25 protein-coding genes and 1 pseudogene are annotated in these 25,129 nt (G+C 69.9%); 13 read left to right on the forward strand and 13 right to left on the reverse strand.

What is annotated here, in order from left to right; translation table 11 throughout:
• From IU452_RS07365 to IU452_RS07395, 7 genes are all read right to left on the reverse strand, one after another.
• Window positions 1-822, reverse strand: a complete 822-nt coding sequence (locus IU452_RS07365; RefSeq protein WP_195108119.1) for a class I SAM-dependent methyltransferase — start codon at window positions 820-822, stop codon at window positions 1-3.
• A 121-nt stretch (window positions 823-943) separates the two neighbouring features.
• Entirely contained in the window at window positions 944-1,117 is a 174-nt protein-coding gene (locus IU452_RS07370; protein WP_195108120.1) for a CsbD family protein, read from the reverse strand.
• A 21-nt stretch (window positions 1,118-1,138) separates the two neighbouring features.
• Window positions 1,139-1,600 (reverse strand): SRPBCC family protein, encoded by a 462-nt coding sequence (locus IU452_RS07375; RefSeq protein WP_195108121.1) that lies wholly within the window; start codon window positions 1,598-1,600, stop codon window positions 1,139-1,141.
• A 50-nt stretch (window positions 1,601-1,650) separates the two neighbouring features.
• Window positions 1,651-3,414, reverse strand: coding sequence for a GAF domain-containing sensor histidine kinase (locus IU452_RS07380; protein ID WP_195108122.1), 1,764 nt, complete (start codon window positions 3,412-3,414; stop codon window positions 1,651-1,653).
• A 33-nt stretch (window positions 3,415-3,447) separates the two neighbouring features.
• A complete protein-coding gene (locus IU452_RS07385) occupies window positions 3,448-4,095 on the reverse strand; it encodes a response regulator (protein ID WP_195108123.1) in 648 nt (215 codons plus the stop codon).
• A 133-nt stretch (window positions 4,096-4,228) separates the two neighbouring features.
• Window positions 4,229-4,639: an RNHCP domain-containing protein gene (locus tag IU452_RS07390; RefSeq protein WP_195108124.1), complete on the reverse strand. Its 411-nt coding sequence runs from the start codon at window positions 4,637-4,639 to the stop codon at window positions 4,229-4,231.
• 10 nt (window positions 4,640-4,649) lie between these two features.
• Entirely contained in the window at window positions 4,650-5,024 is a 375-nt protein-coding gene (locus IU452_RS07395) for an RNHCP domain-containing protein (protein WP_324192483.1), read from the reverse strand.
• Between the two features lie 320 nt (window positions 5,025-5,344).
• Here IU452_RS07395 and IU452_RS07400 point away from each other — a divergent pair.
• Window positions 5,345-5,881: pseudogene (locus tag IU452_RS07400) on the forward strand (UvrD-helicase domain-containing protein); the annotation flags it as partial.
• A 220-nt stretch (window positions 5,882-6,101) separates the two neighbouring features.
• Window positions 6,102-7,130 carry a TIGR03617 family F420-dependent LLM class oxidoreductase gene (locus IU452_RS07405; protein WP_195108125.1) on the forward strand — a complete coding sequence of 343 codons (1,029 nt, stop codon included), beginning with the start codon at window positions 6,102-6,104 and terminating at the stop codon, window positions 7,128-7,130.
• 42 nt (window positions 7,131-7,172) lie between these two features.
• Here IU452_RS07405 and IU452_RS07410 read toward each other — a convergent pair whose 3' ends face one another.
• On the reverse strand, window positions 7,173-7,691 hold the full coding sequence (locus tag IU452_RS07410) for a helix-turn-helix domain-containing protein (protein ID WP_195108126.1): 519 nt from the start codon (window positions 7,689-7,691) through the stop codon (window positions 7,173-7,175).
• A 106-nt stretch (window positions 7,692-7,797) separates the two neighbouring features.
• Between IU452_RS07410 and IU452_RS07415 the strand changes: the two genes are divergently transcribed.
• A complete protein-coding gene (locus IU452_RS07415; RefSeq protein ID WP_195108127.1) occupies window positions 7,798-8,289 on the forward strand; it encodes a YbaK/EbsC family protein in 492 nt (163 codons plus the stop codon).
• Here the strand turns inward: IU452_RS07415 and IU452_RS07420 are convergent.
• From IU452_RS07420 to IU452_RS07430, 3 genes are read right to left on the reverse strand one after another with little or no spacing between them, the layout of a single operon-like run.
• A complete protein-coding gene (locus IU452_RS07420; RefSeq protein WP_195108128.1) occupies window positions 8,286-9,074 on the reverse strand; it encodes an ABC transporter ATP-binding protein in 789 nt (262 codons plus the stop codon). The two genes, IU452_RS07415 and IU452_RS07420, sit on opposite strands and share 4 nt — an antisense overlap.
• Window positions 9,071-10,135, reverse strand: coding sequence for a FecCD family ABC transporter permease (locus IU452_RS07425; RefSeq protein ID WP_195108129.1), 1,065 nt, complete (start codon window positions 10,133-10,135; stop codon window positions 9,071-9,073). Before IU452_RS07425 ends, IU452_RS07420 begins: the two co-directional genes overlap by 4 nt.
• The gene (locus IU452_RS07430; RefSeq protein WP_324192484.1) at window positions 10,113-11,192 is read right to left on the reverse strand and encodes an ABC transporter substrate-binding protein; all 1,080 of its coding nucleotides are present in this window, start codon (window positions 11,190-11,192) and stop codon (window positions 10,113-10,115) included. Before IU452_RS07430 ends, IU452_RS07425 begins: the two co-directional genes overlap by 23 nt.
• A 168-nt stretch (window positions 11,193-11,360) precedes the next feature.
• On the opposite strand from IU452_RS07430, the gene IU452_RS07435 reads away from it, so the two are divergent.
• Genes IU452_RS07435 through IU452_RS07455 form a run of 5 tightly spaced genes read left to right on the forward strand, consistent with a single transcriptional unit; the run spans window position 11,361 to window position 15,780 of the window.
• Window positions 11,361-12,215: a TauD/TfdA dioxygenase family protein gene (locus IU452_RS07435; protein ID WP_195108130.1), complete on the forward strand. Its 855-nt coding sequence runs from the start codon at window positions 11,361-11,363 to the stop codon at window positions 12,213-12,215.
• Between the two features lies 1 nt (window position 12,216).
• Window positions 12,217-12,744 (forward strand): FcoT family thioesterase, encoded by a 528-nt coding sequence (locus IU452_RS07440; protein WP_228816716.1) that lies wholly within the window; start codon window positions 12,217-12,219, stop codon window positions 12,742-12,744.
• A complete protein-coding gene (locus IU452_RS07445) occupies window positions 12,741-14,261 on the forward strand; it encodes a long-chain-fatty-acid--CoA ligase (protein WP_195108131.1) in 1,521 nt (506 codons plus the stop codon). Before IU452_RS07440 ends, IU452_RS07445 begins: the two co-directional genes overlap by 4 nt.
• Window positions 14,262-14,273: 12 nt before the next feature.
• Complete coding sequence (locus IU452_RS07450; protein WP_195108132.1) at window positions 14,274-14,504, forward strand: phosphopantetheine-binding protein; 231 nt, start codon at window positions 14,274-14,276, stop codon at window positions 14,502-14,504.
• Complete coding sequence (locus IU452_RS07455) at window positions 14,491-15,780, forward strand: condensation domain-containing protein (RefSeq protein WP_195108133.1); 1,290 nt, start codon at window positions 14,491-14,493, stop codon at window positions 15,778-15,780. The genes IU452_RS07450 and IU452_RS07455 overlap by 14 nt, the downstream gene beginning before the upstream one ends.
• A gap of 26 nt (window positions 15,781-15,806) precedes the next feature.
• Here the strand turns inward: IU452_RS07455 and IU452_RS07460 are convergent, their stop codons facing one another.
• Window positions 15,807-16,628, reverse strand: a complete 822-nt coding sequence (locus IU452_RS07460; RefSeq protein WP_195108134.1) for a class I SAM-dependent methyltransferase — start codon at window positions 16,626-16,628, stop codon at window positions 15,807-15,809.
• 120 nt (window positions 16,629-16,748) lie between these two features.
• On the opposite strand from IU452_RS07460, the gene IU452_RS07465 reads away from it, so the two are divergent.
• A complete protein-coding gene (locus tag IU452_RS07465; protein WP_324192485.1) occupies window positions 16,749-18,305 on the forward strand; it encodes an esterase-like activity of phytase family protein in 1,557 nt (518 codons plus the stop codon).
• Between the two features lie 471 nt (window positions 18,306-18,776).
• Window positions 18,777-20,291: a M4 family metallopeptidase gene (locus tag IU452_RS07470; protein WP_195108135.1), complete on the forward strand. Its 1,515-nt coding sequence runs from the start codon at window positions 18,777-18,779 to the stop codon at window positions 20,289-20,291.
• A 119-nt stretch (window positions 20,292-20,410) separates the two neighbouring features.
• On the opposite strand, the gene IU452_RS07475 is transcribed toward IU452_RS07470, so the two are convergent.
• A complete protein-coding gene (locus IU452_RS07475; protein ID WP_195108136.1) occupies window positions 20,411-20,974 on the reverse strand; it encodes a sigma-70 family RNA polymerase sigma factor in 564 nt (187 codons plus the stop codon).
• Between the two features lie 49 nt (window positions 20,975-21,023).
• Here IU452_RS07475 and IU452_RS07480 point away from each other — a divergent pair, with 49 nt between their 5' ends.
• From IU452_RS07480 to IU452_RS07490, 3 genes are read left to right on the forward strand one after another with little or no spacing between them, the layout of a single operon-like run.
• Window positions 21,024-21,794 (forward strand): zf-HC2 domain-containing protein, encoded by a 771-nt coding sequence (locus tag IU452_RS07480; protein ID WP_195108137.1) that lies wholly within the window; start codon window positions 21,024-21,026, stop codon window positions 21,792-21,794.
• A gap of 14 nt (window positions 21,795-21,808) precedes the next feature.
• Entirely contained in the window at window positions 21,809-24,067 is a 2,259-nt protein-coding gene (locus IU452_RS07485) for a heavy metal translocating P-type ATPase (RefSeq protein ID WP_195108138.1), read from the forward strand.
• A 27-nt stretch (window positions 24,068-24,094) separates the two neighbouring features.
• Window positions 24,095-25,129: a PucR family transcriptional regulator gene (locus tag IU452_RS07490; protein ID WP_195108139.1), complete on the forward strand. Its 1,035-nt coding sequence runs from the start codon at window positions 24,095-24,097 to the stop codon at window positions 25,127-25,129.

A 25,129-nucleotide genomic window follows, 5' to 3' on the forward strand; every position in this document is an offset into this window, starting at 1 on the left:
TCACCGAGACGTCGCCATGACCGCGACGGTGGTGTAACGACAGAGCAGGCTGCCACCGGCCGCGTCGATCGCCGCGCCCAGACCCGAAAGCACCCTGTCCAGAACGTCTTTCGGAAGCCGAGTGGTGGCGCCGGTGGTGGCCGAGAATTCGAGCCACTCGTCGCGGGTGTAGGCCCGGTCCCACTCGGCGGTCCACAGCTGCGGCTCATCGAACGTGCCGGACCGCCGGATTCCGTCGGATGCCTTGTCGCACATGATCGAATACGCCCCGATACCGACGGCGGAGGCGGACAGTTGCGCCATGGGGGAGTCCGGGATGACGCGACGGTAGACCTCGAGGAATGCCTCGTTCAGATCGTCCGGTGGTCGGCTCACGTTCCAGAACACCGCCAGTGCGCCGCCGGGCCGCAGCGCCCGGCCCGCCCGGGCCGCGCCCACGACCGGATCGACCCAGTGCCACGCCTGGCCCGACACCACCGCATCGAACCGGCGCCCGCGCGGATCCCAGGTCTCGAATGTGCTCACCTCCACCGGTATTCCGTCCCGGCGGGCGAATTCGGCCATCCGCACATCCGGTTCGACACCGAGCACACTGCACCCCGCCGCCCGCAACTGCCGGGCCACGATCCCCGTACCGATCCCGACATCGAGGATCTCCCGGCCCGGCGCCCCGGCAACAATCCTGTCCACCAGGGCTTTCGGATAGCTGGGCCGCGACCGGTCGTAGCGGCCGGCATCGACACCGAAGGATTCGGCCACGGCTCGGAGCCGATGCGACTCCTGTCCGGAAAACGGTGTGTGCTCCGGCGGGTTCGTGGTCATGCGCCGACGCTAGCCGGGACGCATCCATCCCGTCAACCTCTGGTTGACGACTCGATGATCGGATGAACGCACGAGAAAGGGGACCGCCGGGCGGCGGTCCCCTTCACCGTCGGGGCCGATATCAGCGACGGAAGGCGTCCTTGACCTTCTCGCCCGCATCCTTCAGGTCGGATTTGACCTGATCGGCCTTGCCCTCGTTCTGCTTGTCCGGATCGTCGGTGGCCTCGCCGTACTTCTCCTTGGCCCGACCGGTCAGATCGTCGATCTTGTTCTTGGCCTTGTCGGTGGCACTCATCTCGTCGGTTCTCCTTTCCGATCAGCTACCGGGGCGCGGAACGTCACCGCGCCAGGCGCCGGTTTCACGGGGCTGTTCCTCGATGAACTTCTTGAATCGTTCGAGGTCGCCCTTCACCCGCCGGTCGAGCAGGCCGAGCTTGTCGCCGACATTCTCGACGAAGCCCTCCGGATCGACGTCCATCTGGGTGATGACGCGGGTGGTGTCGTCGTCGATGCGGTGAAAGGTCACCACGCCGGCGTGTTCGGGCCCGCTGTCGGAGCGCCACGCCACCCGCTCGTCGGGATGTTGTTCGGTGATGGTGGCGTCGAACTCCCGCTCCACGGGGCCGACCTTGATCTTCCAGTGCGTATGGGTGTCGTCGAGCTGTTCGACGCGCTCGACGCCCTCCATGAATCGCGGAAACGACTCGAACTGGGTCCACTGGTTGTAGGCGGTGCGGATCGGTACCTGTACCTCGGTCGAAGCGGTCACGGTGCTCATGCTGAGCGGCTACCCGGGACCGGACGGTGCAAACGAGCGCCAGGACGCGGTCAGCGCAGCGGCACCGACCAGAACAGGCGGGTGCCGCGCCGGTGGCCGCCGCCAGGCTCACCGGCGGTCACCGTGCAGCTACCCCCGGCGGATTCGGCGCGTCGGCGCAGGTTGACCAGGCCGCTGGGGGTGATCGAGTCGGGGATGCCGCACCCGTCGTCGGTGACCGTCACCGTGAGGTCGTCGGCGACCGCGAGCTCGACTTCGACGGTGTCGGCGCCGGAATGCCGCACGGCATTGCTGACCGCCTCGCGCACAACGGCTTCGGCGTGGTCGGCCAGTTCGGGGTCGACCACCGACAGCGGCCCGGTCGCCCGCAGGGAGGTGCGGATGGGGTGGTCGCCGACTTGCTGCCGGATGACCTGATCGATGCGCTGCCGCAGCCGGGTGCTGGGCGCGTGGCCGCCGTGCAGGTCGAAGATCGAGGTGCGGATCTCCTGCACCACGTCCTGCAATTCGTTGATGGCGTCGTTCAGGCGGGCCTTCACGTCCGGCTTGTGGGTGCGCGGCACGGTGCCCTGCAGGGCCAGGCCGATCGCGAACAGCCGTTGGATGACGTGGTCGTGCAGATCGCGGGCGATGCGGTCACGGTCGGCGAGCACGTCGAGTTCGCGCATCCGCTGCTGGGTCTCGGCGAGCTGGCGGGCCAGGGCGGCCTGGTCGGTGAATGCCGCGGCCAATTCCAGGATTTCGTCGTCGTAGGGCGCGGCGTCGCCGGGGCGCACGGTGATCAGCACGCCGAAGGCCGAGCCGGGGGTGTGCAGCGGCAGGACCAGGACGGGCCCGGCGCCGGGGAACAGATCGGCCAGATCGGTGTCGCGGGCGTCGTCGATGCGCAGCGGGGTGCGGGCGGTGAATGCCCGGCCGAGGGTGGTGCCCGCCGGTGCCAGGCTGCGGCCGATCTCGCCGGATGCTCCGGAGCTGTGACTGATGCGCAGCTCGGCGACCTGGTCGGGCGGCAGGTCGGTGTCGCCGGTGACGGCCAGCAACACCTGTTCGGAGTGGGTCAGCTGCCGGGCCTGGTCGACCAGGTGTGCCAGCACCTCCTCGGAGTCGGTGCCGGCGAGGAATTCGGTGGTCAGGTCGCGGGTGGCCGCGATCCAGGCCTGCCGCTTGCGGGCGGAGTCGTAGAGGCGGGCGTTGTCGACGGCGATACCGGCGGCCGCGGCGAGGGCCTGCACGATCAGCTCGTCGTCGTCGGTGAACGGCTGCCCGCCGCGCTTCTCGGTCAGGTACAGATTGCCGAAGATGTCGTCGCGCACCCGCACCGGCACACCGAGGAAGCTGCGCATCGGCGGATGGTTGGGCGGGAATCCGACCGAGGCCGGATGGTCGGCGAGGTTGTCCAACCGGATCGGCTTGGGCTGGCTGAACAGCAGTCCGAGCACGCCGCGGCCCTGCGGCAGGTCGCCGATCAGCCGCCGCGTCGGATCGTCGATGCCCTCGTAGATGAACTGGCTGAGCTGGCTGTCGTGCCCGCGCACGCCCAACGCGCCGTACTCGGCGTCGACGAGGGTGATCGCGGTGTGCACGATGGTGCTCAACGTTCGGCCCAGGTCCAGGCCCGCGGTGATGGTCAGCATCGCCTCGACGAGTCCGTCCATCCGGTCGCGGGCGTCGATGATCTGCTCGACGCGGTCCTTGACCTCGGTGAGCAGCTCCCGCAGGCGCAGCTGCCCCAGGGTGTCGCGCACCGAATAGGAGCCCACCCCCGAGTCATCGGTGGTCGCGGCGGTCCTGATCTCTCGGGAGTGCGGGTCCATACCAGCTGCATTGTATCGAGGCCGCGCGGGTGGTCAGGGCGACGGTGGTTGTCCGGAGCGCAGTTTGGAGGCGTAGATCGCGGCCTGGGTGCGGCGTTCCATGCCGAGTTTGGCCAGCAGCCGTGAGACATAGTTCTTGACGGTCTTCTCCGCCAGGAACATGCGTTCGGCGATCTGCCGGTTGGTCAGGCCCTCGCCGAGCAGATCGAGCAGTTTGCGTTCCTGCTCGCTCAGTCCGGCCAGCGGGCCGTCGGGTGCGGTGCTGCGGCGCAGCCGGTCCATCAGCGCGGCCGCGGCGCGGTTGTCCAGCAGCGAGCGGCCGGAGCCGACGGCCTTGATGGCCTGGGCCAGTTCCATGCCCTTGATGTCCTTGACGACGTACCCGCTGGCGCCGGCGAGGATGGCGTCGAGCATGGCCTGTTCGTCGGTGAAGGAGGTCAGGATCAGGCAACGCAGGTCGTCGAGTGAGGTCAGCAGGTCGCGGCACAGTTCGATGCCGTTGCCGTCGGGCAGGCGGACATCGAGAACCGCGACGTCGGGGCGCAGGGCCGGTATGCGGGCCAGGGCCTGGGCCACGTCACCGGCCTCGCCGACGACGGTCAGGTCCGGGTCGCCCTCGAGCAGATCGGCCAGGCCTCGCCGGACGATCTCGTGGTCGTCGACCAGGAACACCTTGATCATGGTGGGTGTCCTATCCGGTAGCGGCTGATGCAAACCACCATAGGTGGTGCGAGCAGGATCTCGGCTTCCCGGCGGCCGCGCCGGTGGTGGTTCCCGGTGCCGACCGTGCGCGGTGCGGTCGGCACCGGGAGTTTCACAGCGCCAGCAGGGCGCGGTGGCCGATGCGGGAATCGGCCAAGGGGCGCAACGCTATTCGCATGAGCGCGAGAGCGTTGTCGTCGCCGGCGATGCGGTTCAGTTTCAGTGCCCCGCAGGCCAGGCATTGGTGCACCAGCAACCATTCACCGTCGTCGCGTGCGGTCAGGCTGAGCGCCTGCATGCGGCCGCGGCAGGATTCGGCGCGGTCGCCTGGGGTGTGGCGGTCGACGTGACGGCTGGTCAGGCAGTGCGGGCAGTGGTTGCGGTGCGCGGTGCCCGGGGCGCTGGTGGGCACGTCGAGCCGACAGCCCACGCACCGGAAGGTGTCGCCGGGGCCGCCGCGGGCGTGCAGGACGGTCTTGCCGCGCTGCGTGCGGTCGGTGGCCGCGTGGTTTCTTCGTGGCACAGCCCGCCCCCTACAGGTCGCCGAACACTTCGAGCGGGAAGGGTGGTTCGGCCAGTGGGCGGACCGCCAGCCGCATGAGGATCAGCTGGTTGTCGTCGCCGCAGGCCGGGTGCAGCGCCAGTTCGCGGCAGCGGGTGCAGCGGTGGACCAGGGCCCAATCGCCGGTGCGGAGCACGGCGATCGACAGCGGTGCCATGCGGGCCTGGCAGTCGGACGGTCCGCCGTCGACGTGGTCGACGGTGTGGCGCGAGTGCAGGCAACTGGGGCAGTGGTTGCGCCGGTTGCCGTCCGGTGCGAGCGTGCTCACGGTGAGCCCGCAGCGCATGCAGGTGAAGGTGGCGGTCCGCAGTGCGGGGCCGGGGTTGTGAGAGGTGTTGTCGGACACCCGGTTTACTCCTTTGCCGAGAGCGTCGTGCAGGCAGCAGGAGCAGGCCGAGCGGGCCTCGGTGGGTCAGCGACGGTCGTCGGTCGGGGCGTGGAGGTGTTGGGGGTCCACGCGGTGAGGCGCGCTCGGCGCGTTCCGGGTCATAAATCATCCTTCCCACAGGCAATGTCGGTGCGCGGGGTCGCGCGGCGGCAACCGTAGCAACGGCCGGCTCCGGGCCGCCACCGGTTTTCGCCGCCGGGCCTTCCGGTGCCTCCGGCTTTTCGGTGCCCGCGCAGCGAGTCTCGAAGCGTGACGCGGTCGGTCCGGAGCAGCGGTGGCAGCGCGAGGTGTCGGTTCACACCCTGACGACCAGGGTCGACGGGTATCGCGCCGCGGAGCACGGGTTGTGTTTCGGGCGGTTGGATCGAACCGGTGAGCGGCCGGAGTATATCGGCCGGATCGGATTGTTCGACGAGGACGACGATTTCGAGCCGTTGCTGCTGGATTGGCGTGCGCCCGCCGCGCGGCCGTTCTATACCGCGACACCCGCCCGCCCCGAGGGAGTGGTGCGGCGACGGCATTTCCGCAACCGCGGCCGGGTGGTCACCGGATTTCACGACGATGTCCTGGATTTGTCGTCGGCCGGGGACGGTGGTGACGCCGATGCGGCATTGTTGGCGGCGCTGGACGCACCGCGCGAGCAGACGATGCGCGATATCGTCGCCACCATCCGTGCCGAGCAGGACGAGATCATCCGGCTGCCGCATACCGGCATCGTGGTGATCGAGGGCGGGCCCGGCACGGGGAAGACGGCGGTGGCGCTGCACCGGGTCGCCTATCTGCTGTACGTCGTCGTCGTGGTCGAACCCCAGGCCATCCTCTCCCGCAACCCTGCCGACCTCTACGTCGCGCTCACCCGTGCCACCCAGCGCCTCCACCTCGTCCACACTCGCCCCCTCCCACCACTGTTCGACGGTCACACCACACCCCTCGCCGGGACCTGACCGGTGCCCGGTCCCGGTGGGTGGAACCGGCGGCAGCTCAGTGCCGGGGAAGGATGGTTTCGTAGCGGGGGACGTGAAGGATGGGTGTGGGATGCGGGTCGATATTCAGTTGGACGGGCGGCCGGATGAGGTGATCGGGCGGGCGCGGGAGTTGGCCGGGCTGGGGGTGGACGGGGTGTTCACCTTCGAGGGGCCGCACGATGTGTTCGTGTCGTTGGCCGCTGTGGCGCCCGCGGTGCCGCTCGACATCATGACCAATGTGGCGATCGCGTTTCCGCGCAGTCCGATGCATGTCGCCCACACCGCCTACGATCTGCAGTTGCTCAGCGGGGGCCGGTTCCGGCTCGGGCTCGGTTCGCAGATCCGGCCGCATATCGAAAACCGTTACGGGGCAACCTGGTCACGGCCCGCGGCCCGGATGGGGGAGTTCGTGTCGGCGGTCAAGGCCATTCTGTCGGCGTGGCAGACCGGTGCCCCGTTGAACTTCCGGGGCGAGTTCACCCGCCACACTCTCATGCCTCCCACCTTCAACCCCGGCCCCAATCCGGCGGGCATTCCGCCGGTGCTGATGGGCGGGCTGGGCCCGCTCATGATCCGCACCGCCGCCGAGGTCGCCGACGGACTGCTGGTGCTGCCGTTCAACACCGCCCGCCACTTCCGCGAGCACACGATGCCGGCGGTCGGGCGGGGACTGGAGCGCAGCCGCCGCGACCTCGCCGAGTTCGCCGTCATCCCCGAGGTGATAGCCGCGATCGCTCGCACCCCCGCCGAACGCGCACAGGCCGACGCCGGGGTGCGCCGCCTGCTCGCCTTCTACGGCTCCACCCCGGCCTACGCGCGCGTGCTGGACACCGAGGGCCGTCCCGACCTGCAGCCCCGGCTCAACGAACTGTCCAAACGCGGTGCCGTAGACCGGATGACCGACCTGATCGACGACACACTGCTGTCGACGATCGCCGTGCGCGGCACGCCCGAACAGTGCGCTGTCCAGATTCACCAGCGCTTCGGCGCCGTGGCCGATCGAGTCTGCGTGTATTTTCCGGGATACTCACCCCCGCCCCAGCAGGTCGGCGATCTCGTTGCGGCCCTGCACGACTCGCCACCACACACCCACCCCTGATCGTCGAACGCCATCGTCGGCCAGCGATGCTCACCACTCGATTCAGGCCGGGTAGCGCACCGACAGCAGGGCATCGACGTCGGTCGAGACGGCCTCGTAGAGGTGGGGGATGTCGGCGGGGCAGCGGGCGTGCATTCCCGGGCCGAGCAGCCGGGGGGCGGTGAGGTTGCCGAATCGGGCTGTGCCGCTGAGGACGAGCACGTATTCGACGGTGCCGGGGGCGTGGGCGGTGGATTCCTGGCGGGCTCCGGCCCGGATGCGGATGCGGTAGGTCTCGGTGACCGCGTCGCTGCCGTCGAACCGGTCGAGCAGAACCGCGTCCACGGCCTGTCCCGAGATACCCGGATGTGCCGCCGCGGCGGTCAGTACCGTGCTCAGCGGCACGTGCAATGCGGTGGTGAGGGCGTAGAGCGTTTCCAGAGTCGGGTTGCGCCTACCGCTTTCGAGTTCGGAGAGCGTGCCCTTGCCGATTTCGGAGGTGCGGGCCAGTTCGGACAACGACATCCCCCGAGCCTCGCGCAGCGCACGGAGCCGCGCGCCGACCTGGGCCGTCAGTTCCACACCACTTCTCCTCGACCTCGAATTCGTTTGCGTCGATGCCTCGACCGCACCTATTGTTCCATAAACAGAACGTTCCGTATACAGAACACCGGTGAGAGGGGTTTCGATGACCGTGACAGACGACAAGCGCCTGCCCGAGCGCAGCCGACAGGTGGCGGCCGCGCTGGAATCGGCACATGTTTCGGGCCGGGTGCGGAAGCTGTCGGAGTCGACACGGACGGCGGCCGAGGCGGCCGCCGCGCTGGGCTGCGAGATCGGAGCCATCGCCAACAGTCTCGTGTTCATCGCCGACGGTGCACCGGTGCTGGTCATGACCAGCGGCCGCCACCGGGTCGACACCACCGCCCTGGCCGCTCGCCGGGGCTATCGCGAGTTGCGGCGGGCCACCGCGGATGAAGTGCGGGCGGCCACCGGACAGCCGATCGGCGGCGTGGCCCCGCTCGGCCACCCGCGGGCGCTGCCCACGATCGTCGACACGGCCCTGGCCGACTATCCGCAGGTGTGGGCGGCCGCGGGCACTCCGCACACCGTATTCCCCACCACCGCCGACGAACTCGTCCGGATCACCGACGGCGCACCGATGCCGGTCGACCGCTAGGACGCGGGCACGCCGTCGTCGTCGGGCAGGGCGGTGACCAGGTGGGGGCGGCCGGTGAGAGGGTGGGGCACGATGGTGCTGCGCATGCCGAAGACCGTGGACATGTGGGCGGGGGTGAGGACTCGCTCCGGTGCGCCGGTGGCGACGACGCGGCCGTCGTGCAGCAGGATCAGGTGGTCGCAGTGGGCCAGGGCGTGATCGAGGTCGTGCAGGGCGGCGACGGTGGTCAGGCCCAAGTGTTTGACCAGGGCCAGCAATTCGAGTTGGGCGCCGGGGTCGAGATGGTTGGTCAGCTCGTCCAGCAGCAGGACCGGGGTCTGCTGAGCGAGGGCCCGCGCCAGCAGCACGCGCTGGCGTTCCCCGCCGGACAGCGAGGCGAAGGTGCGGTCGGCGGCCCAGGCCAGTCCCACCCGGTCGAGCGCCTCGCGCACGACCGCGCGATCGTGCTCGCGTTCGCGCCCGAACCGGTCCTGATGCGGAATCCGGCCCATGGCAACGGTTTCCAGCACCGAGAAACCGTGGTCGAGGCCGTGGTCCTGGGCCACCACCGCGGTGCGCCGCCCGGCCTGGCGAACGCTGGTGCGCCACACCTCGTCCGGACCGATGCGCACCACTCCCGCCGAGGGCCGCACCGCCCGGTACAGACACCGCAGCAGGGTGCTCTTGCCCGACCCGTTGGGCCCGGCCAATCCGGTGAACGAGCCGGGCTCGATGGTCAGGTCCACGCCGGTCAGCACCGGATTCCCGCTCAACGTCACCGCGACGCCGTCGACGACGATCCTCACGGCATCGCTCCTCGCCGCCGCCGCAGCAGGATCAGGAATGCGGGGGCGCCCAGGGCCGCGGTGATGATGCCGATCGGAATCTCGTTGGGGCGGTCCACCGTTCGGCTGGCCAGGTCGACCAGCACCAGGAACAGCGCACCGCCCAGCACCACCACCGGCAGGCTGCGGCGGTGGTCCGGCCCGACCAGCAGCCGCGCGGCATTGGGCACGATCAACCCGACGAACCCGATCCCCCCGGCGACCGCGACCGCCGCGGCGGTCAACAGCGCCGACACCCCCAACAGCAACAGCCGCAACCGATTCGGATGCACCCCGAGTCCGGCGGCGGTGTCGTCGCCGAGGGTCAGGGCGTTCATCGCTCGCGCCCGCACCGGCAGCACCACCACGGCCACCGCCAGCGCGAGCGCCGGGGCGGCCAGCTGGTTCCAGGTCGCCGAGGACAGCGAACCGAGCAGCCAGAACATCACACCCCGCAATTCCGCAGGGCGGGCACGCAATTGGAGGTAGCTGGTGACCGCGGTGCCGAGATAGGAGACCGCGATCGCGGCCAGCACCAGATCCGAACCGCGCAACCGACCCCCGCGCTGCGCGAGCGCGAACACCAGTACCAGGCTCGCCATCGCCCCCGCGAACGCACAGCCGGTCACCCCGAACGTGCCCGCCAGCCACACGCTGCCGGTCATGGCCAGCACCGCGCCCAGGGAGGCACCGGAGGTGACGCCGAACAGGTACGGATCGGCGAGCTGATTGCGGACCAGGGTCTGCAGGCAGGCACCGGCCAGCCCGAGCGCGGCGCCGACCAGGGCCGCGAGCACGATCCGCGGGGCCCGGAACTGCCAGACGATCTGATCGGCGACCGGATCGGCGAGCGCGCCGCCGCCGAGTACATGGGTGGTGACCACCCGCACCACGGTGACCGGTGACACCGCGACGGTTCCGACACCGATCGCCACCACCATCGCCGCCGCCAGCGCGACGGCCAGCCCGATCGGCAACAGCACCCGGCCCACGGCCGACGAGCGGGGCGCGGTGGCGGTGTCAGCGGCCACTGCGGAGGGCATCGGCGATCTTCTCGACAGCGATGGCGTTCAACGGCCCCAGATACGGGCTGTCGGACAGGCTGATGTAGCACCCGGTGCGCGCGGCCGCCCAGCCCGGGAAGCGGCGGAACAGATCCGCGGCCATCCGCGCGGCATCCTCGTCGGGCCGAAAGCGCCCGATCACCACCAGATCCACCGGCGCCGACGCCAACGCCTCCGCGTTCAGTTCGGCGAGTTGCCCGGGGCTCTTGCCCGCGAACGGGTTTCGCCCACCCGCCCGGTCGATGATGTCGTCGTAGATGCCGCCGCCGAACACCGCGGGCAGCCCGTTGTTGTTCATCGCCGACATGCCCGGATAGACCAGCAGCACGTTCGGCCGGGTGCCGCCGCCGCGGTGGTCGACGGCGGCGATGCGGGCCCGCTGGGCGTTGACGTAGTCGGCGGCCTTCTGCTGGACGTCGAAGATGCGCCCGAGGGTCAGCAGCAGCTCGAAGGAGGATTCGACCGACTGTTTCGCCAGCGCCTGCTGGGCGGGTTCGGCGGCGGCCGGGTCACCGAGCGCACAGTTGGACGGGGTGACGAAGGCGGGAATTCCCGCGGCCGCCAAGGCTTCTCGGCTGATCGGGCCGGTCCGGTCGGCGAAGCCGCCCGCCCAGGTCGAGATCACCAGGTCCGGATGCAGCGCCAGAATCTGTTCGCGGGAGAATTCGCCGCTGTCGTCGCGGCGCAGCCCGGCGCTGGGTAGCGCGGCCACCGATTCGGCCATCCCGGGCTGATCGGACACCCCGTAGGACTGGCTGCTCGCCACGATGCGGTCGGCGAGGCCGAGGGTGACGAAACTTTCCGCCTCGGCCACCGAGGCACCGTTGAGCAGCACCACCCGCTGCGGCGGCCGGTCGAATCGCAGGGTGTGCCCACAGTTTTCGATAGTGAGCGGATACCCCGTCGGCGCGGCGGTCGCGGGTGCGGCGGAATCGGACGGTGCGGCGGGCCGGCCGCATCCGGCGATCGCCGCCACCGCGACGATGGCGAGCACCGCCGCCGCGGCTCGCCGGCGCAGGGTTGGGACGAGTGACACGTACACAGACGTCGGCCGCCCGGCCGTCACGGTTCCCGGCTGTCGGCCATCTCACAGTTCGCCCGGCGCCGGGAACCGGCGGCGGTCGCCGTCCGACCGATTCGATACCGGCGCAGAATCTGCCTTCCTCGGCGAGAGCGCCATCCCCCGTGCACGAAGGAAGCGATTGTGAGGACGAGCCCGCAGCCCGGTCTGGGTGTCATCGTGGAGGATTTCGATCCGAGATCCGGCGAGGACGTGCAGCTGCTGAAGAAGACGGTGTACCGCCACAAGATCGTGGTGCTCAAGGATCAGCACCACGACGCGGCGAGCTTTCTGGCGCTCGGGCGCTCGCTGGGCACGCCGGAGGCCTATTACGAGCCGGTGTATCACCACCCGGAGGTGCCCGAGGTGTTCGTCTCGGCGACCGCCGAACAGGACGGGCGCCAGATCGGCGTGCCCCGCACCGGGCGGTTCTGGCATTCGGACTATCAGTTCATGCCGCGCCCGTTCGATCTGACCCTCACCTACCCGCGGGCGGTGCCCTCGACCAACCGCGGCACCCTGTTCATCGATCTGGCCGCCGCCTATTCGCGCCTGGATCCGCAGTTGCGGGCCGCGGCCGAGGACACCACCGCGGTGCACACGGTGCGGCGCTGTTTCAAGATCCGCCCGACCGACGTGTATCGGCCGATCGGGGAGATCCTCGCCGAGATCGACTCCCGCACACCGCCGGTGCACCGGCCCACGGTGCTGACTCATCCGCATACCGGTGAGCGCGTGGTGCATGTGAGCGAAGGGTTCACCGACACCGTCGTCGACGCGCAGGGCCGTGAGCGGCGGGAGCTGTTGACCGAATTGCTCGCCGCCACCGGGCAACTCGGCGACACCCCCGATCATCCGGCGGTGCACCTGCAGCGGTTCGAGGTCGGTGATCTGCTGATCTGGGACAACCTGAGCCTGGTGCATCGCGCGGTGCACAGCGACTCCACCGAGCCCGCCGTGTCCTGGCGGGTCACCGTCTACGACCCTGCGGATCACTGATATGACCATGGCCCCTACCGTTTTCGAGGTCGAACCGGATTTCCTGGCCGATGTACAGCAGTGCTACAAACCGCACTGCCGCTACCTGCGTTCGGCATCGGTCACCGCCGCCGGCGAAACCATCGTCGGCACCGGGCATTTCGCCATCGCCGAACCCTGCTACATCGATGACACCGGCCATCTCAATGCGGTCGAGGTGATCATCTGCTTCAACCAGCTGATGTATCAGACGGTGGCGACCATCGTGCGCCACGGCCTGCACCCGGCCTTCGGTGACTGGACCGTCGCCGATTTCCGCCGCCGCTATCTGCCCGACATCCTGATCGCCGAGGTGCACACCGAGTTCGAGCGGCCCATCGGGGCGGCCGCGTTCACCGGGGAGTTCCGCATCGACGCCATCGACACCTATACGGCCGAAGGCGGCTCGCGGATCAAGCTGGCCACCCGCTTCCGGTTCGGTGACGAGCGCGGCGGCAGCTGTCACGGCGCTATCCCGCTGGTGGTCGTGGACACCGGAGCGGGCCGATGAGCGCACCGGACACCGTCGCCACGCTGGCCCGCGGCCACGCCCCCGACCGCCCGGCCGTCGTCTGCGGCGACCGCGCCCTGACCTACGGTGAGCTCGACCGGGCCGCCGAGCGCATTGCCCGGGCCTTACATGCGGCCGGGCTGCGGCCCGGGGCGCGGGTGGCGTTCCTCGGGGTGGAGTCGGTCGACTACTACGCGACCTTCCTCGGCTGCGCCAAGAGCGCAACGGTGCTGGTGCCCATCAACTTTCGCCTGACCCCCGCCGAGATCGAGCACATCCTCGCCGATTCCGGCGCGGCGGTGCTGATCGCCGATGCGGAACTGCGGGAGCGGCTGGGAGAGCTGCCGGGTGTGCTGAGCGTGGGCACCGGCGAATTCGCAGCCTGGTACCGGCAGCATCCCGCCGAGGCCCCCGAGGTGGCAGTCGATGCGGAGACACCGCTGATCCAGCTCTACACCAGCGGAACCACGGGCCTGCCCAAAGGGGTGGTGCTGGCGCACCGCAGCTTCTTCGCCGTGCGGCGGGCACTGGCCGCGGCGGGGCAGCGGTGGATCGATTGGCGGCCCGGCGATATCGGACTCATCGGGATCCCGGGTTTCCATGTGGGTGGAATCTGGTGGGCGGCACAGGGTTTGGCCGCCGGAGCCACGATGGTCGCGATGCCGCGTTTCGATGCGACCACGGCGGTGCGGCTGATCCGCGAGCGCGGCATCACCACGGTGTGTGTGGTTCCGGCGATGCTGCGGCTCATGCTGGCCGAACCGGGCGCCGACCGCGACGCCTTCGCCACGGTGCGCAAACTGGTATACGGCGGATCGCCGATCTCCGAAAGCCTACTGGCAGCGGCGATGTCGGCGATGGGGTGTGAATTCGCGCAGATCTACGGGCTCACCGAGACCGGCAATACCGCGGTGTGCCTGCCGCCGGGTGAGCACTATCCGGGCAGTCCGCGGCTGCAGGCCGCCGGGCGGGCCTATCCCGGTTTCGCGGTGCGGGTCACCGACGAGCGCGGTGACCCGTTGCCGCCGGGGCGGGTGGGGGAGGTCTGGTTGCGCACACCCGGCCACATGCTCGAGTACTGGCGGCGTCCCGACGCCACCGCGGCCACCCTGGTCGACGGCTGGATCCGCACCGGCGACGCCGGTTACCTCGACGACGAGGGGTATCTGTTCCTGTGTGACCGGTTGCAGGACATGATCATCGTGGCGGGGGAGAACATCTATCCGGCCGAGGTGGAGAATGCGATAGCCGGGCATCCCGCGGTCGCCGACGTGGCGGTGGTGGGCGCACCCGACGACCGGTTCGGTGAGCGGGTGCACGCCTTCGTCGCGGTGCGGCCCGAGCAGAGTGTCAGCGCGCGCGAGCTGTTCGTGCACTGCACCGGTCGGCTGGCCGGGTACAAGATCCCGGCCCGATTCGAGTTCGTCGACCGGATCCCGCGCAATCCGAGCGGCAAGATTCTGCGGCGCGAATTGCGTGAGCCGTTGTGGCCGAGCGGTGTTCGCCGCATCGGCTGAAAGGAGGGCCGGGTGGCCGAGTTGACCTTCGAGGACGTGCGCGCCGCGGTCGCGGACGAGCTGTATCTGCGACCGGAGGAGCTGGATCCCGACGCGGATCTGCTTGCCGCGGGCCTGGATTCGGTGCGGGTGCTGGCATTGGTGGAACGCTGGCGGGCCGCGGGCGCACAGGTCGGGTTCATGGATCTGATCGAGCGCACCACGGTGCGGGCCTGGTGGGAACGTCTCGATGCCGAGCGCTGAGCAGCGGCCGACCGCCGCGCAGGAGGAGTTCTGGCACTACCAGCAGGACGGTCCCGACCCGGTCACCGCCATGTTCAACGTCGCCGAGTACGCCGAGCTGCACGGCCCGATCTCCGAACCCGCTCTGGCCCGGGCGATCCGGCGGGTCGTGGCCGAGACCGAGGTGCTGAATCTGCGCTTCCACCCGACCCCCGACGGGCTGCGCCTGGCGCCGGAGACCCCGGACTGGGACGTGCAGATCGTGGACCTGTCCGACCACGACGATCCGGTGGCGGCGGCCCGGGAGTGGATGTCGGCCGATCTGGACACCGCGGTGAGCCTGGACAAGGATGTGCTGTTCACCCACGCGATCCTGCGGCTGGGGCCCGACCATGTGCGCTGGTATCACCGCGTGCACCACATCCTGCTCGACGGATACGGGCTGGCGCTGGTCGCCCGCCGGGCCGCCGAGGTGTACACCGCCGCGGTCGAGGGCCGCGAACCTGCGGCGCCACGGTTCGATTCGCTGGCCGCGGTCGTGGATCACGAACTGACCGAACGAGCCGCTCCCGGCTACGCCGCGGCCCGCGACTACTGGCTGCGCTATCACCGTGACCGGCCGACGCCGCCGATCGTGGGTGCCCGCACCGCGCCGATGACGGGCCGGATGGCTCGCACCGCAACCGAACTCGACCCCGCCCTGCCTGCCCGGCTGCGTGGTCGTCGCGGTGGGTCGGCCCCGGCGCTCATCGCCGCCGTGGCCGCCTACGTGCACCGCGTCACCGGGGAGTCGCAGGTGCGGTTGTGCCTGCCGGTTCTCGCGCGCGCCGGGACACCGGCGGTGCGGGTGCCGTGCACGGTGATCAACGTCGCCTACTATTGGGCCGAATTCGACTCGCACACCACCTTTTCCACCGCCGCCGAGCAGGTGGGGCAGTTCCTGCGAGACAGCGCTGCGCACCTGCGCTACCGCTGTGTCGACCTGTGGCGCGAGTTGGGTCCGTGCTTCGACGAGGACCGCGCCTACGGCCCCTTGGCCAATGTCATGCCCTTCGATTTCGGCCTGCGGTTCGCCGGGACACCGGCCACGGTGCACAACGTCACCGCGGGTGTCGAGGAGGACGTCGGCTTCTATTTCTACGACCGCGCCGACGGCGTCACGGATCTGGTTGTCGGCGGCAATCCCGCGCTGTTCACCGTCGCCGACCTCGACCTCCACGCCGCCGGGTTCCAACGGCTGCTCACCGCCGCCCTCGACACTCCCGACCGCGCACTGCACACCCTGCCGTTCGGCTGACGATCCCGCTGACCCGGGCCGTGCGGTCAGGCGGGTTTCGTGGCTTTCAGCGAGTACATCAGCGGCACGCGCGGCTGGCCCGAGGGCAGGCGGTAGATGCCGTCGGTTTCGGTGAGGGTGCGGAAGCGGGGGAACAGCGTGAAGTCGTGTTCGTGCAGGAACTCGAGTCGCAGCCCGGCCGCGGTCAGGGCGGTGATCGTGTCGCCGAGGCCGTGCTGCCACTGCACGGTGACGTTGGCGGTGGTCGGTGCGTCGAGGTCGGCGTAGGTGCCCGCCTCGTCCCAGACCTGCGGCCGGGTGTCGAAGTAGTCGTAGGCGACCGTGCGGCCGTCGTCGTCGCTGAGGGTGTCGCCGAAGGGATGGAACTCCGCCAGGTACACGAACCCGCCGGGGGCGACCAGCGAGGCCGCGATCTGCGCCCAGCGGGTGATGTCGGGCAGCCAGCACAGTGCCCCGACGCCGGTGTAGACGATGTCGTAGGTCTGCCCGCCGAGGGCTTCGGGCGCGTCGTAGACATTGGCCGCGACGAACCGCGCGTCGCGGACGCCGATGCGCGTGGCCAATTCGGCCGCTCTGTCCACCGCCGCGGGAGAGAAGTCCAGACCGGTCACGGTGGCGCCGTGGCGAGCCCACGCCAGGGTGTCGGTGCCGAGATGACACTGCAGGTGCACCAGCCGCTTGCCGCGCACCTCACCGACTTCGGCGAGCTCGAAATCGCGCAGCTGTTCGGCACCGTCGATGAAGGCGGGCAGATCGTAGAACTGCCCGGCCGCGTGGATGGGCGCCCGCTCGTCCCAGTTGGCCCGGTTCAGCGCAAGCCAGTCCTCGGCATTCACGTTCGAGGTCATGCGGGGTGACGTTAGCGGGACACCGCAGCACGCCTCAAACGATTTAGCACGGGCCAATCCGGCTCCTGCTGTTCACGTTCCGGTCGACCGGGTGTCGCCTGGGCGCGATAGACAGCGGTCGTGACAGATCATCGTCGTCGAATCGCCGTCCTCGCAGCCGTGATGTGTGCGGCCGCCGCCTGTTCGCCGGGTGCGAGCGAGGCGCAGTTCCGCACCCCGGCCGGTCAGCCACTGGTCCTCGCGCCGGATGATCTGCTCGCCCGTGCCGGCGGCAGCGCGGTGGTGGGGGTCGCGAACCCGCAGCACGGTCGCATCGAACGCCGCAGCGACGGTGCGGTCGTCTACACCCCGCAGCCCGGCTACATCGGCGACGACGCCCTCACCGTCACCACCACCGACGCCGTGCGGCTCTACACCACCGATATCCCCGCGCTCGGGCGATTCGGCGGAATCACGGTGCAGGGCAGCGGGTTCGGCTCGGCCATCGCCCCGGTTCCCGGTTCGCCCGGCGAATTCTACGGGCTCACCGACCGCGGCCCGAATGCCGATGGCCCGAACAAGAACGAAAAGCTCGTCCCGACACCGTATTTCACGCCCACGATCGGTCGATTCGCACTCACCGGCAGTCGGGCCGTGCTGAAATCGACCCTGGAGCTGAAGAACCCCGCGGGCATCCCGTTCAATGGCCTGGTCGATTCCTCGGCCTCGACGGGGGAGACGATGCGCGGCCTCGACGGCGGTCTGCTCCCGCCCACCGACCACGGCCTGGATTCCGAAGGCCTGGTCGCGCTGACGGACGGAACCTTCTGGGTCAGCGACGAATACGGCCCGTCGCTGGTCCACTTCGACGCCACCGGCACCGAGATCGAGCGACTGTCGCCGGGACACGGCCTGCCCGAGGAGCTGTCGCTGCGCACCCCGAATCAGGGCATGGAGGGCCTCACCGTCACCCCGGACGGCCGGTCGCTGGTCGGGGTGATGCAGAGCGGTCTGCAGGCGCCCGGTGCGGGTTCGGCGCGGGAGGTGCCGATGACGCGCATCGTCACCGTCGATCTCGCCACCGAGGCGGTGCGGGAGTTCGTGTATCCGCTCGAGGACCCCAAGAGCAAACTCGGCGTCTCCGAGATCACCGCGACCGGCAACACCAGCTTCGTCGTGGACGAACGGGACGGAAAGCTCGCCCCCGCCGCGAACAAGAAGCTGTGGACGATCGACCTGTCCGGCGCCACCGACGTCGGCCCGCACTCGACTGTGCCCGGCGCACACTATGATCCGGCGCTCGGCCTGCTGATCGACGGGAAGCCGCTGGAGGCCTTTCTCGGCGCGGTGCCCACCGCCGACGGGATCGCCGCCCTGCAGCGCGCGGGGATCACGCCGGTGAGCAAACGGTCGAATCTGGATCTGGCCGGGCTGCTCGACGGCCTCGCCCCCGACGGCACCTTCTTCGGCCACGACAAGATCGAGGGTGTCGCCACCCCCGACGCGGGCAAGACCCTCTACATCGCCAACGACAGCGATTTCGGCTTGGACGGCAGCACCGGCGAGCACCCGCCGTTCGCCCTGAAGGCCAAAACCCTTCCCACCGGCACCCAGGACACCGGCGAGATCCTCATGATCGACACCACCAAGCTTCCGGCCCGAACCCGGTCCACCACGGTGACGCTCGCCGTGGGCTGAGGCCGTCGGGTCGGGCGCTTCGGAATCGGCTGAGTCCTAGGGGTTTTGATCCTGATTGCCCGACTTTCGGGTCGATCTTGCCGATGTCCAGCAGGGTTGAACCAATCGGCCCGGACGCCTCCCGAATCTGGTTCCTTTGTCCATTTCCGGCTCGGTTGCCGGCCTTTTTTCTTCTCACTCACTGCATTTCGGCGGCGCCGCAATTCAATGAGCGATATTTCCCTTCAGACAGCGCTGTAGGATTTGAAAGATCTTGTGGCAGAACAGGAATGGTACACCGATGTAACCAAGGACCTGGGTATGCTTCCCTTCAGAAGTATGAACGCCACACACAGAAGGACGGCACGGTCCGCCCTCACGGTAATCGCCTTCGTCTCAATGGTTTTCGCGACCAGTACCGGAGTATACGGTGATCCACCGACTCCGCCACCGCAACCGGGCAGCTCGGATCTGTCGGCCGCGCCGAAGGAAGTGCTGAAGGATCCTCAGGGCGAGGTTCTGCTGGCCGTGCCCGAGCAGCCGCTTCCGGCTCCGCCGGGAGTGCCGTCGGAGGCCCCGGCTGCCGCGCAGGCGCATGCCGAAGGCGTCAAGAAGGTCTTCACTCCGGCCGACTCGGTCGGCGTGCTCGTCGTGGACTCGACCTTCGAGGTCGGTGAGGGGTCCACGGTGCGGCTGCGCCAGGAGATCGACTCGGTACCGGTCTTCGGCGCCTCGGTGGCGCAGTCGCTGGCCGGCGACGGCTCGCTGCTGGCGGCGACCGGTTCGCTGACCCAGAAGTCGGAAGGCAAGTACAAGACGACGACCCCGCCCGCCGAGGTGGGGGCCACCGCGCTCAAGGCGATCGCCGAGGAGAGCAAGGCGCCCGCCGAGCAGCTGGCGGTCACCGAGACCAAGGCCTACTGGTACGACCCGAAGCTGACCGCCAAGGGCGCCGAGCAGAGCGTGGCGGTCCCGGCATTCAAGGTCGAAATCAAGGGCGACGGCAAGGACGGCGACCCCGGTCATTGGACCGTGTTCGTCGATGCCAACAGCACCGGCAAGGTGCTCGACAGCTGGAGTGAGACCAAGCATCTCAACCGTGTCGTGTGCGACAACGCGAACCGGCAGATCAACCCCAACCAGGCCGGCTGTGGCACCAGCGTCCGACCCACCCGCTGGGAGGGCCGCCCGCCTGTCGGTGTCCAGGATGTCGATCAGGCCTACGACTACATGGGTAACACCGACAGGTTCTACGCCACCTACACCCAGCTCAAGGACCTGACCGGGCTCATCGGCACCACCGCCAACGATGGCCACGGCAAAGCGCTGCGCGCCACCGTCCGGCTGTGCGCTCCCGGCCAGTGCCCCTACCGCAACGCCTTCTGGACCGGCAGTTACGCGGCCTTCGGCGCGGGTGTGGCCACCGAAGACATTGTCGGACATGAGTTCACCCACGGCGTGACACAGCACACCAGCGGGCTGGTCTACCGCAACGAGCCCGGTGCGATCAACGAGTCCATGTCGGATGTCTTCGGCGAGTTCGTCTTCCTGAAAGACACTGCCAACGCGTGCAACACACCGGCCAACCGGTGGAAGCTCGGCGCCTGCAGTGCCTTGGGTGTGATCCGCAATATGCAGAATCCGAACGCCCATCAGGATCCCGACACCTACCGGGGCCAGTACTGGTACACCGGGACCGGGGACAACGGCGGTGTCCACATCAACAGCGGTGTGAACAACAAGGCCGCCTATCTCATGGTCGACGGCGGCACCCACAACGGCGTGACCGTCTCCCCGATCGGCATCGACAAGGCCGCGGCGGTGTACTGGACCACGCAGACGATGCTGACGTCCAACTCCGGCTACGCCCGGTTGGGCACCACCCTGTCGGCCGCGTGCGACGCGAACGTGCGCAACAACGTGGGCGGCCTCACCCCTGCGGATTGCGACCAGGTCCGCAACGCCGTCCGGGCCACCAGGATGCCGGTTCCGGCAACCGCGCCCTGATATCCATCCCTAGTTGATCGACCCGAACGCCGCACCGGCTCGTCGAGCCGGTGCGGCGTTCGGCCGCGCGCCACGCTCAATCGGGGAAGGCGAAACGCGTACCAGCCCTCGGCGCGGTGTCAGCTTCCCGCGGCTTCGCCCGCGCGCACCTCGCCGATGAGGTCTTCGCGGGCGCGGGCGACGCGGGAGCGGATGGTGCCGACGGGGCAACCGCAGACCTCGGCGGCCTCCTCGTAGGACAGGCCCAGCAGCTGGGTGAGGACCAGGGCCTCGCGGCGGTCGTCGGGCAGGGCGGCCAGCATGATCCGTAGTTCGGCGAATTCGATGGCGGCGGTGCCACTTCCGGCGCGGCGGCGGTCGGCGGCGGCCTCCCAGTCGGCGTCGGCGGCGACGCGGGGGCGGGCCATGGCCGCGCGGACCTCGTCGGCGCAGACGTAGCGGGCGATCGACAGCAGCCACGCCCGCGCGGAGGCGCGGGCCTCGAAGCGGCGCAGGCTGCCCAGCGCCCGCAGATACGTTTCCTGGGTGAGATCGTCGGCGCGGGCGGGGCTGGCGCGGTGGGCGATGAACCGCCACACATCCGATTGGGTGGACCGGATGAACTGTTCCAGCGCGCGCTGGTCCCCGCGTCCCGCGGCCAGGGCGAGCGCAGTGATGTGATCGTCGCTGGACTCCGCTGCCATGCCGGACACCCTAGCCAACCCGCCGCGGAGCGCCGTTATCGGAGGGGAAGTGTTTCATCCCACAGCCGCGCCCGGGAACTTCGCCCGCCGAGCATCCGACTCCTCCACCGTGAACTGCGATGTCTGCCGGGAGGCGCTGTCGGCCCGGATCGACAACGAACCCGAGCCGGTCCCGTCGGCGCAGGTGGACCGGCATCTCGAGGAGTGCTGTGCCTGCAGCGACTGGTACGGCGCGGCGATCACCGCGACCCGGACGCTGCGCATGCGGGCCGCGCCTGCCACCCCGGACCTGACCGAGGCGATCATGGCGCGGGCGGAGTTCGTCGGCGTCACCCCGCGCCGGCCGGGCCCGTCGCTGTCGACGCTGCGCATGCTGCTGGCCGGGATCGGGGCGGTGCAGTGCGCGCTGGGGGTGGCGCAGCTGACCGGCAGCGGTGTCGGCGTGCACGCCGGGCACCAGATCGGCAGCCATCTGTTCAACGAGAGTACGGCCTGGAGTTTCGCGCTCGGGGTCGGCATGGTGTGGGGCGCGCTGTCGGTGCGGGCGGTGAGCGGACTGATCGCGGTGTTCGGCAGCTTCGCCGCGGTGGTCACGGCCTTCGTGATCCACGATCTGATCGTCGGTGAGATGACCGTGACCCGCGCGGGATCGCATGTGGTGCTGCTGGCCGGGCTGGTGGTGCTGCTGCTGATCCATCGCCGCGGCACCGGGGAGCCGCCCGAGGTCACCGCCGCCCCGGGCCCGCTGGTGGTGCCGCCGGGTGCGCGCACGGGCCGACGCACCGACCATCTGCGGTCCACGCAGGATCCGGCCGCCTGACCTACGCGAGAGCCATGACTGAATCTGTTGCCACACTGGACAATTCCACCGACGACCGGGTGCGGGTGCGCCTGGCGGTGACCGGCATGAGCTGCGCGGCCTGCTCGTCGCGGGTGGAACGCAAACTCAACCGTCTCGACGGGGTGACCGCGAGCGTGAACTTCGCCACCGGCGTCGCCACCGTCGACGCGCCGCCGGACACCGATCCGGAGCGGTTGTGCGAGACGGTGATCGCGGCCGGATTCGGGGCGTCCCCGTTGCGGGGGTCGGCCACGGTCGTCGACACCGGGCCCGAGGATCGCCTCGCCGCGGATCTGTTCCGGCGGCTGGTGGTGGCGCTGCTGCTGTTTTTCCCGCTGGCGGATCTGTCGATCATGTTCGCCACCGTGCCGAGCACGAGAATCCCGGGCTGGCAGGCGATTCTGCTGGCGCTGGCGTTGCCGATCGTGGTGTGGTCGGCGGCGCCGCTGCACCGTAAGGCCCTGGCGGGGCTGCGCACGGGCGCGACCAGCATGGAAACGCTGGTGTCCATCGGGATCACCGCGGCCACGGTGTGGTCGGTGATCAGCCTGTTCGCCCGGCCCGCGCCGACGCGCGAGGGGCACGGAGTGTGGTCGGCGATCCTGGGCGCGGATTCGATCTATCTCGAAGTGGCCGGTGGTGTCACGGTTTTCGTGCTGGCGGGCCGCTATTTCGAGGCCAAGGCGCGCCGGCGCGCCGGTGGTGCGCTGCGGGCGCTGGCCGCACTGGGCGCCAAGGATGTCACGGTGTTCTCGAGCGACGGACGCGAAATCACCGTTCCCGTCGAGGAACTCACCGAGGGGCGGCGGTTTCTGGTGCGGCCCGGGGAGACCATCGCCACCGATGGCCTGGTGACCGAGGGGCATTCCAGTGTCGATGCCAGCGCCATGACCGGGGAGTCGGTGCCGGTGGAGGTCGGGCCGGGTATGGCCGTGACCGGTGGCACGATCTCGCTGACCGGGCGGCTGATCGTGGAGGCGGGCGCGGTGGGCGCCGACACCCGGCTGGCGGCGATGATCCGGCTGGTGGAGGAGGCGCAGGCCGGTAAGGCGTCGCTGCAGCGGCTGGCCGACCGCATCGCCGGGGTGTTCGTGCCGGTGGTGCTCGGCATCGCCGCGGTGACGCTGGGCGGCTGGCTGTTCTCCGGTGCGGGACTGGACAAGGCGGTGGGTGCGGCGCTGGCGGTGCTGGTGATCGCGTGCCCGTGTGCGCTCGGGCTGGCGACACCGGCGGCGTTGATGGTGGCCGCGGGGCGGGGCGCGCAGTTGGGCATCTTCATCAAGGGACAGCAGGCGCTCGAAACCAGCCGCAGCATCGACACGGTGGTGTTCGACAAGACCGGAACCCTCACCGAGGGCAGCATGACGGTGGTGGGCGTGCATCCGGCCCCCGGCGTGGACGAGGCCGAGATCGTGCGGCTGGCAGGGGGTTTGGAGTCCGGTTCCGAACATGCCGTCGCGGCCGCGATCACCGGTTACGCCCGCCGCGACGGGGCCGAGTTGCCCGCGGTGACCGATTTCGCGGCGCTGCCCGGGCTCGGGGCCCGCGGCACCGTCGACGGGCATGCGGCGCTGATCGGGCGGTCGGTGCTGATCGAGTCCGAACGCGTCGAGGTGCCCGAGGAGCTGCGCCGGGCGCTGGCGCGCGAACAACGCCACGGCCGCACCGCGGTGTTGTTCTGCGTGGACGGGCGGGCGGTCGCGGTGTTCGCCGTCGCCGACACCGTGCGTCCCAGCGCCGCCGACGCGGTGGCGCGCCTGCACCGGCTGGGCCTGCGCATCCTGCTGCTGACCGGCGACAATGCCCGCGCCGCGCAGACCATCGCCGACGAGGTCGGCATCGACGAGGTGATCGCGGAGGTGCTGCCCGAAGGCAAGGTCGACCTCGTGCGGCAGCTGCAGAGCCAGGGCCACCGCGTGGCCATGGTCGGCGACGGCATCAACGACGGCCCCGCCCTGGTCGCCGCGGACCTCGGCCTGGCCATCGGCCGCGGCACCGACGTGGCCATCGGCGCCGCCGACATCATCCTGGTCCGCGACGACCTGGCCGCGGTCCCCGACGCCGTCGACCTCGCCCACGCCACCCTGCGCACCATCCGCGGCAACATGGTCTGGGCCTTCGGCTACAACGTCGCCGCCATCCCGATCGCGGTCGCGGGCCTGCTCAACCCCCTCATCGCGGGCGCGGCGATGGCGTTCTCGTCGTTCTTCGTGGTGTGGAACAGCTTGCGCCTGCGCGAGTTCCGGGGATAGGCGACCAGCGCCGCATATTCTTCTGGCGTGGAGGCATTGGTCCTGCGGCTGTCGCAGTTGGATTCGGAAGCCGAAGGGGCACTTCGGGTTGTGATGTTCTATGACACGTTGATGCGGCGGCGGGTGGATCTTGCGGCGCTGGCTCGCGCTTCGGCGGGGCTGGCCGAGTGTGTGGCCGGGATTCGGCTGCACGGCAACGGGCAGGCGATTCGTCGCGCACCCGACGGCGAGCAGGCCTCCGCGGCGCCGAGTGCCGCGTCCACCACGGCGCCGATCACCCTCGACGACGAGGAGATCGGCACGGTGTGGCTGGAGCGGACCGGTCCGGTGCGCTCGCTGGACGACGTGCTGCTGGATCGGCTCGCCATCGCCGTCGCGGCGGTCGTGGAGCGCTACGGCCCGGCCCGCACCACGATGGCCGACCCGGCCCTGGTGGAACTGGTGATCAGCGCCGAGGGCGACGACGCGGCCAGGGAGCGGGCGCTGCGGCTGCTGGGTTTCGCCGCCGATCTGCCGGTGCGCGTCGTCGCGGTCCGCTCGCAGCCGGCGCTGGACCGGATCGGCGCGCTGATCTGCCCGAACCGTCCGGTGAAAGCGGCACCGGTCGCCGATGTGGGCGTCATCCTGGCGACCACCGTGGACGCGGACCGATTTCCGGCCGGTGTCCACGCAGGTATCGGCGCCGCCGACAACCCCGGCCGTTCCTGGCGCCAGGCCCGCACGGCCCTGCGCTTCACCACCGCGCACCAGCCGATCGTCCACTACGACAACCTGGGTGCGTTGGCGCTGCTGGCCCACGTGCCCCGAGACGCGGCGCGCGACAACGCCGATGTCGGCGGGATCGCCCGAATCGCCGCCGACCCAGAGGATCTCGACACTCTGGACGCCTACTGCACCACCGGCTCCCTGCGCCGCGCCGCCGAGATCCTCCACCTGCACCACAGCAGCGTCGCCCGCCGCTTGGACCATCTCGGAAAAACCTTGGGCCTCGACCTCACCGAGCCCGCCGGCCTGATCCGGGCCAGGCTGGCCCTCACCACCTGGCGGCTCCTCGAGGCCTGA

The organism is Nocardia transvalensis, from assembly GCF_015477765.1.
Lineage (GTDB): Bacteria > Actinomycetota > Actinomycetes > Mycobacteriales > Mycobacteriaceae > Nocardia > Nocardia transvalensis_A.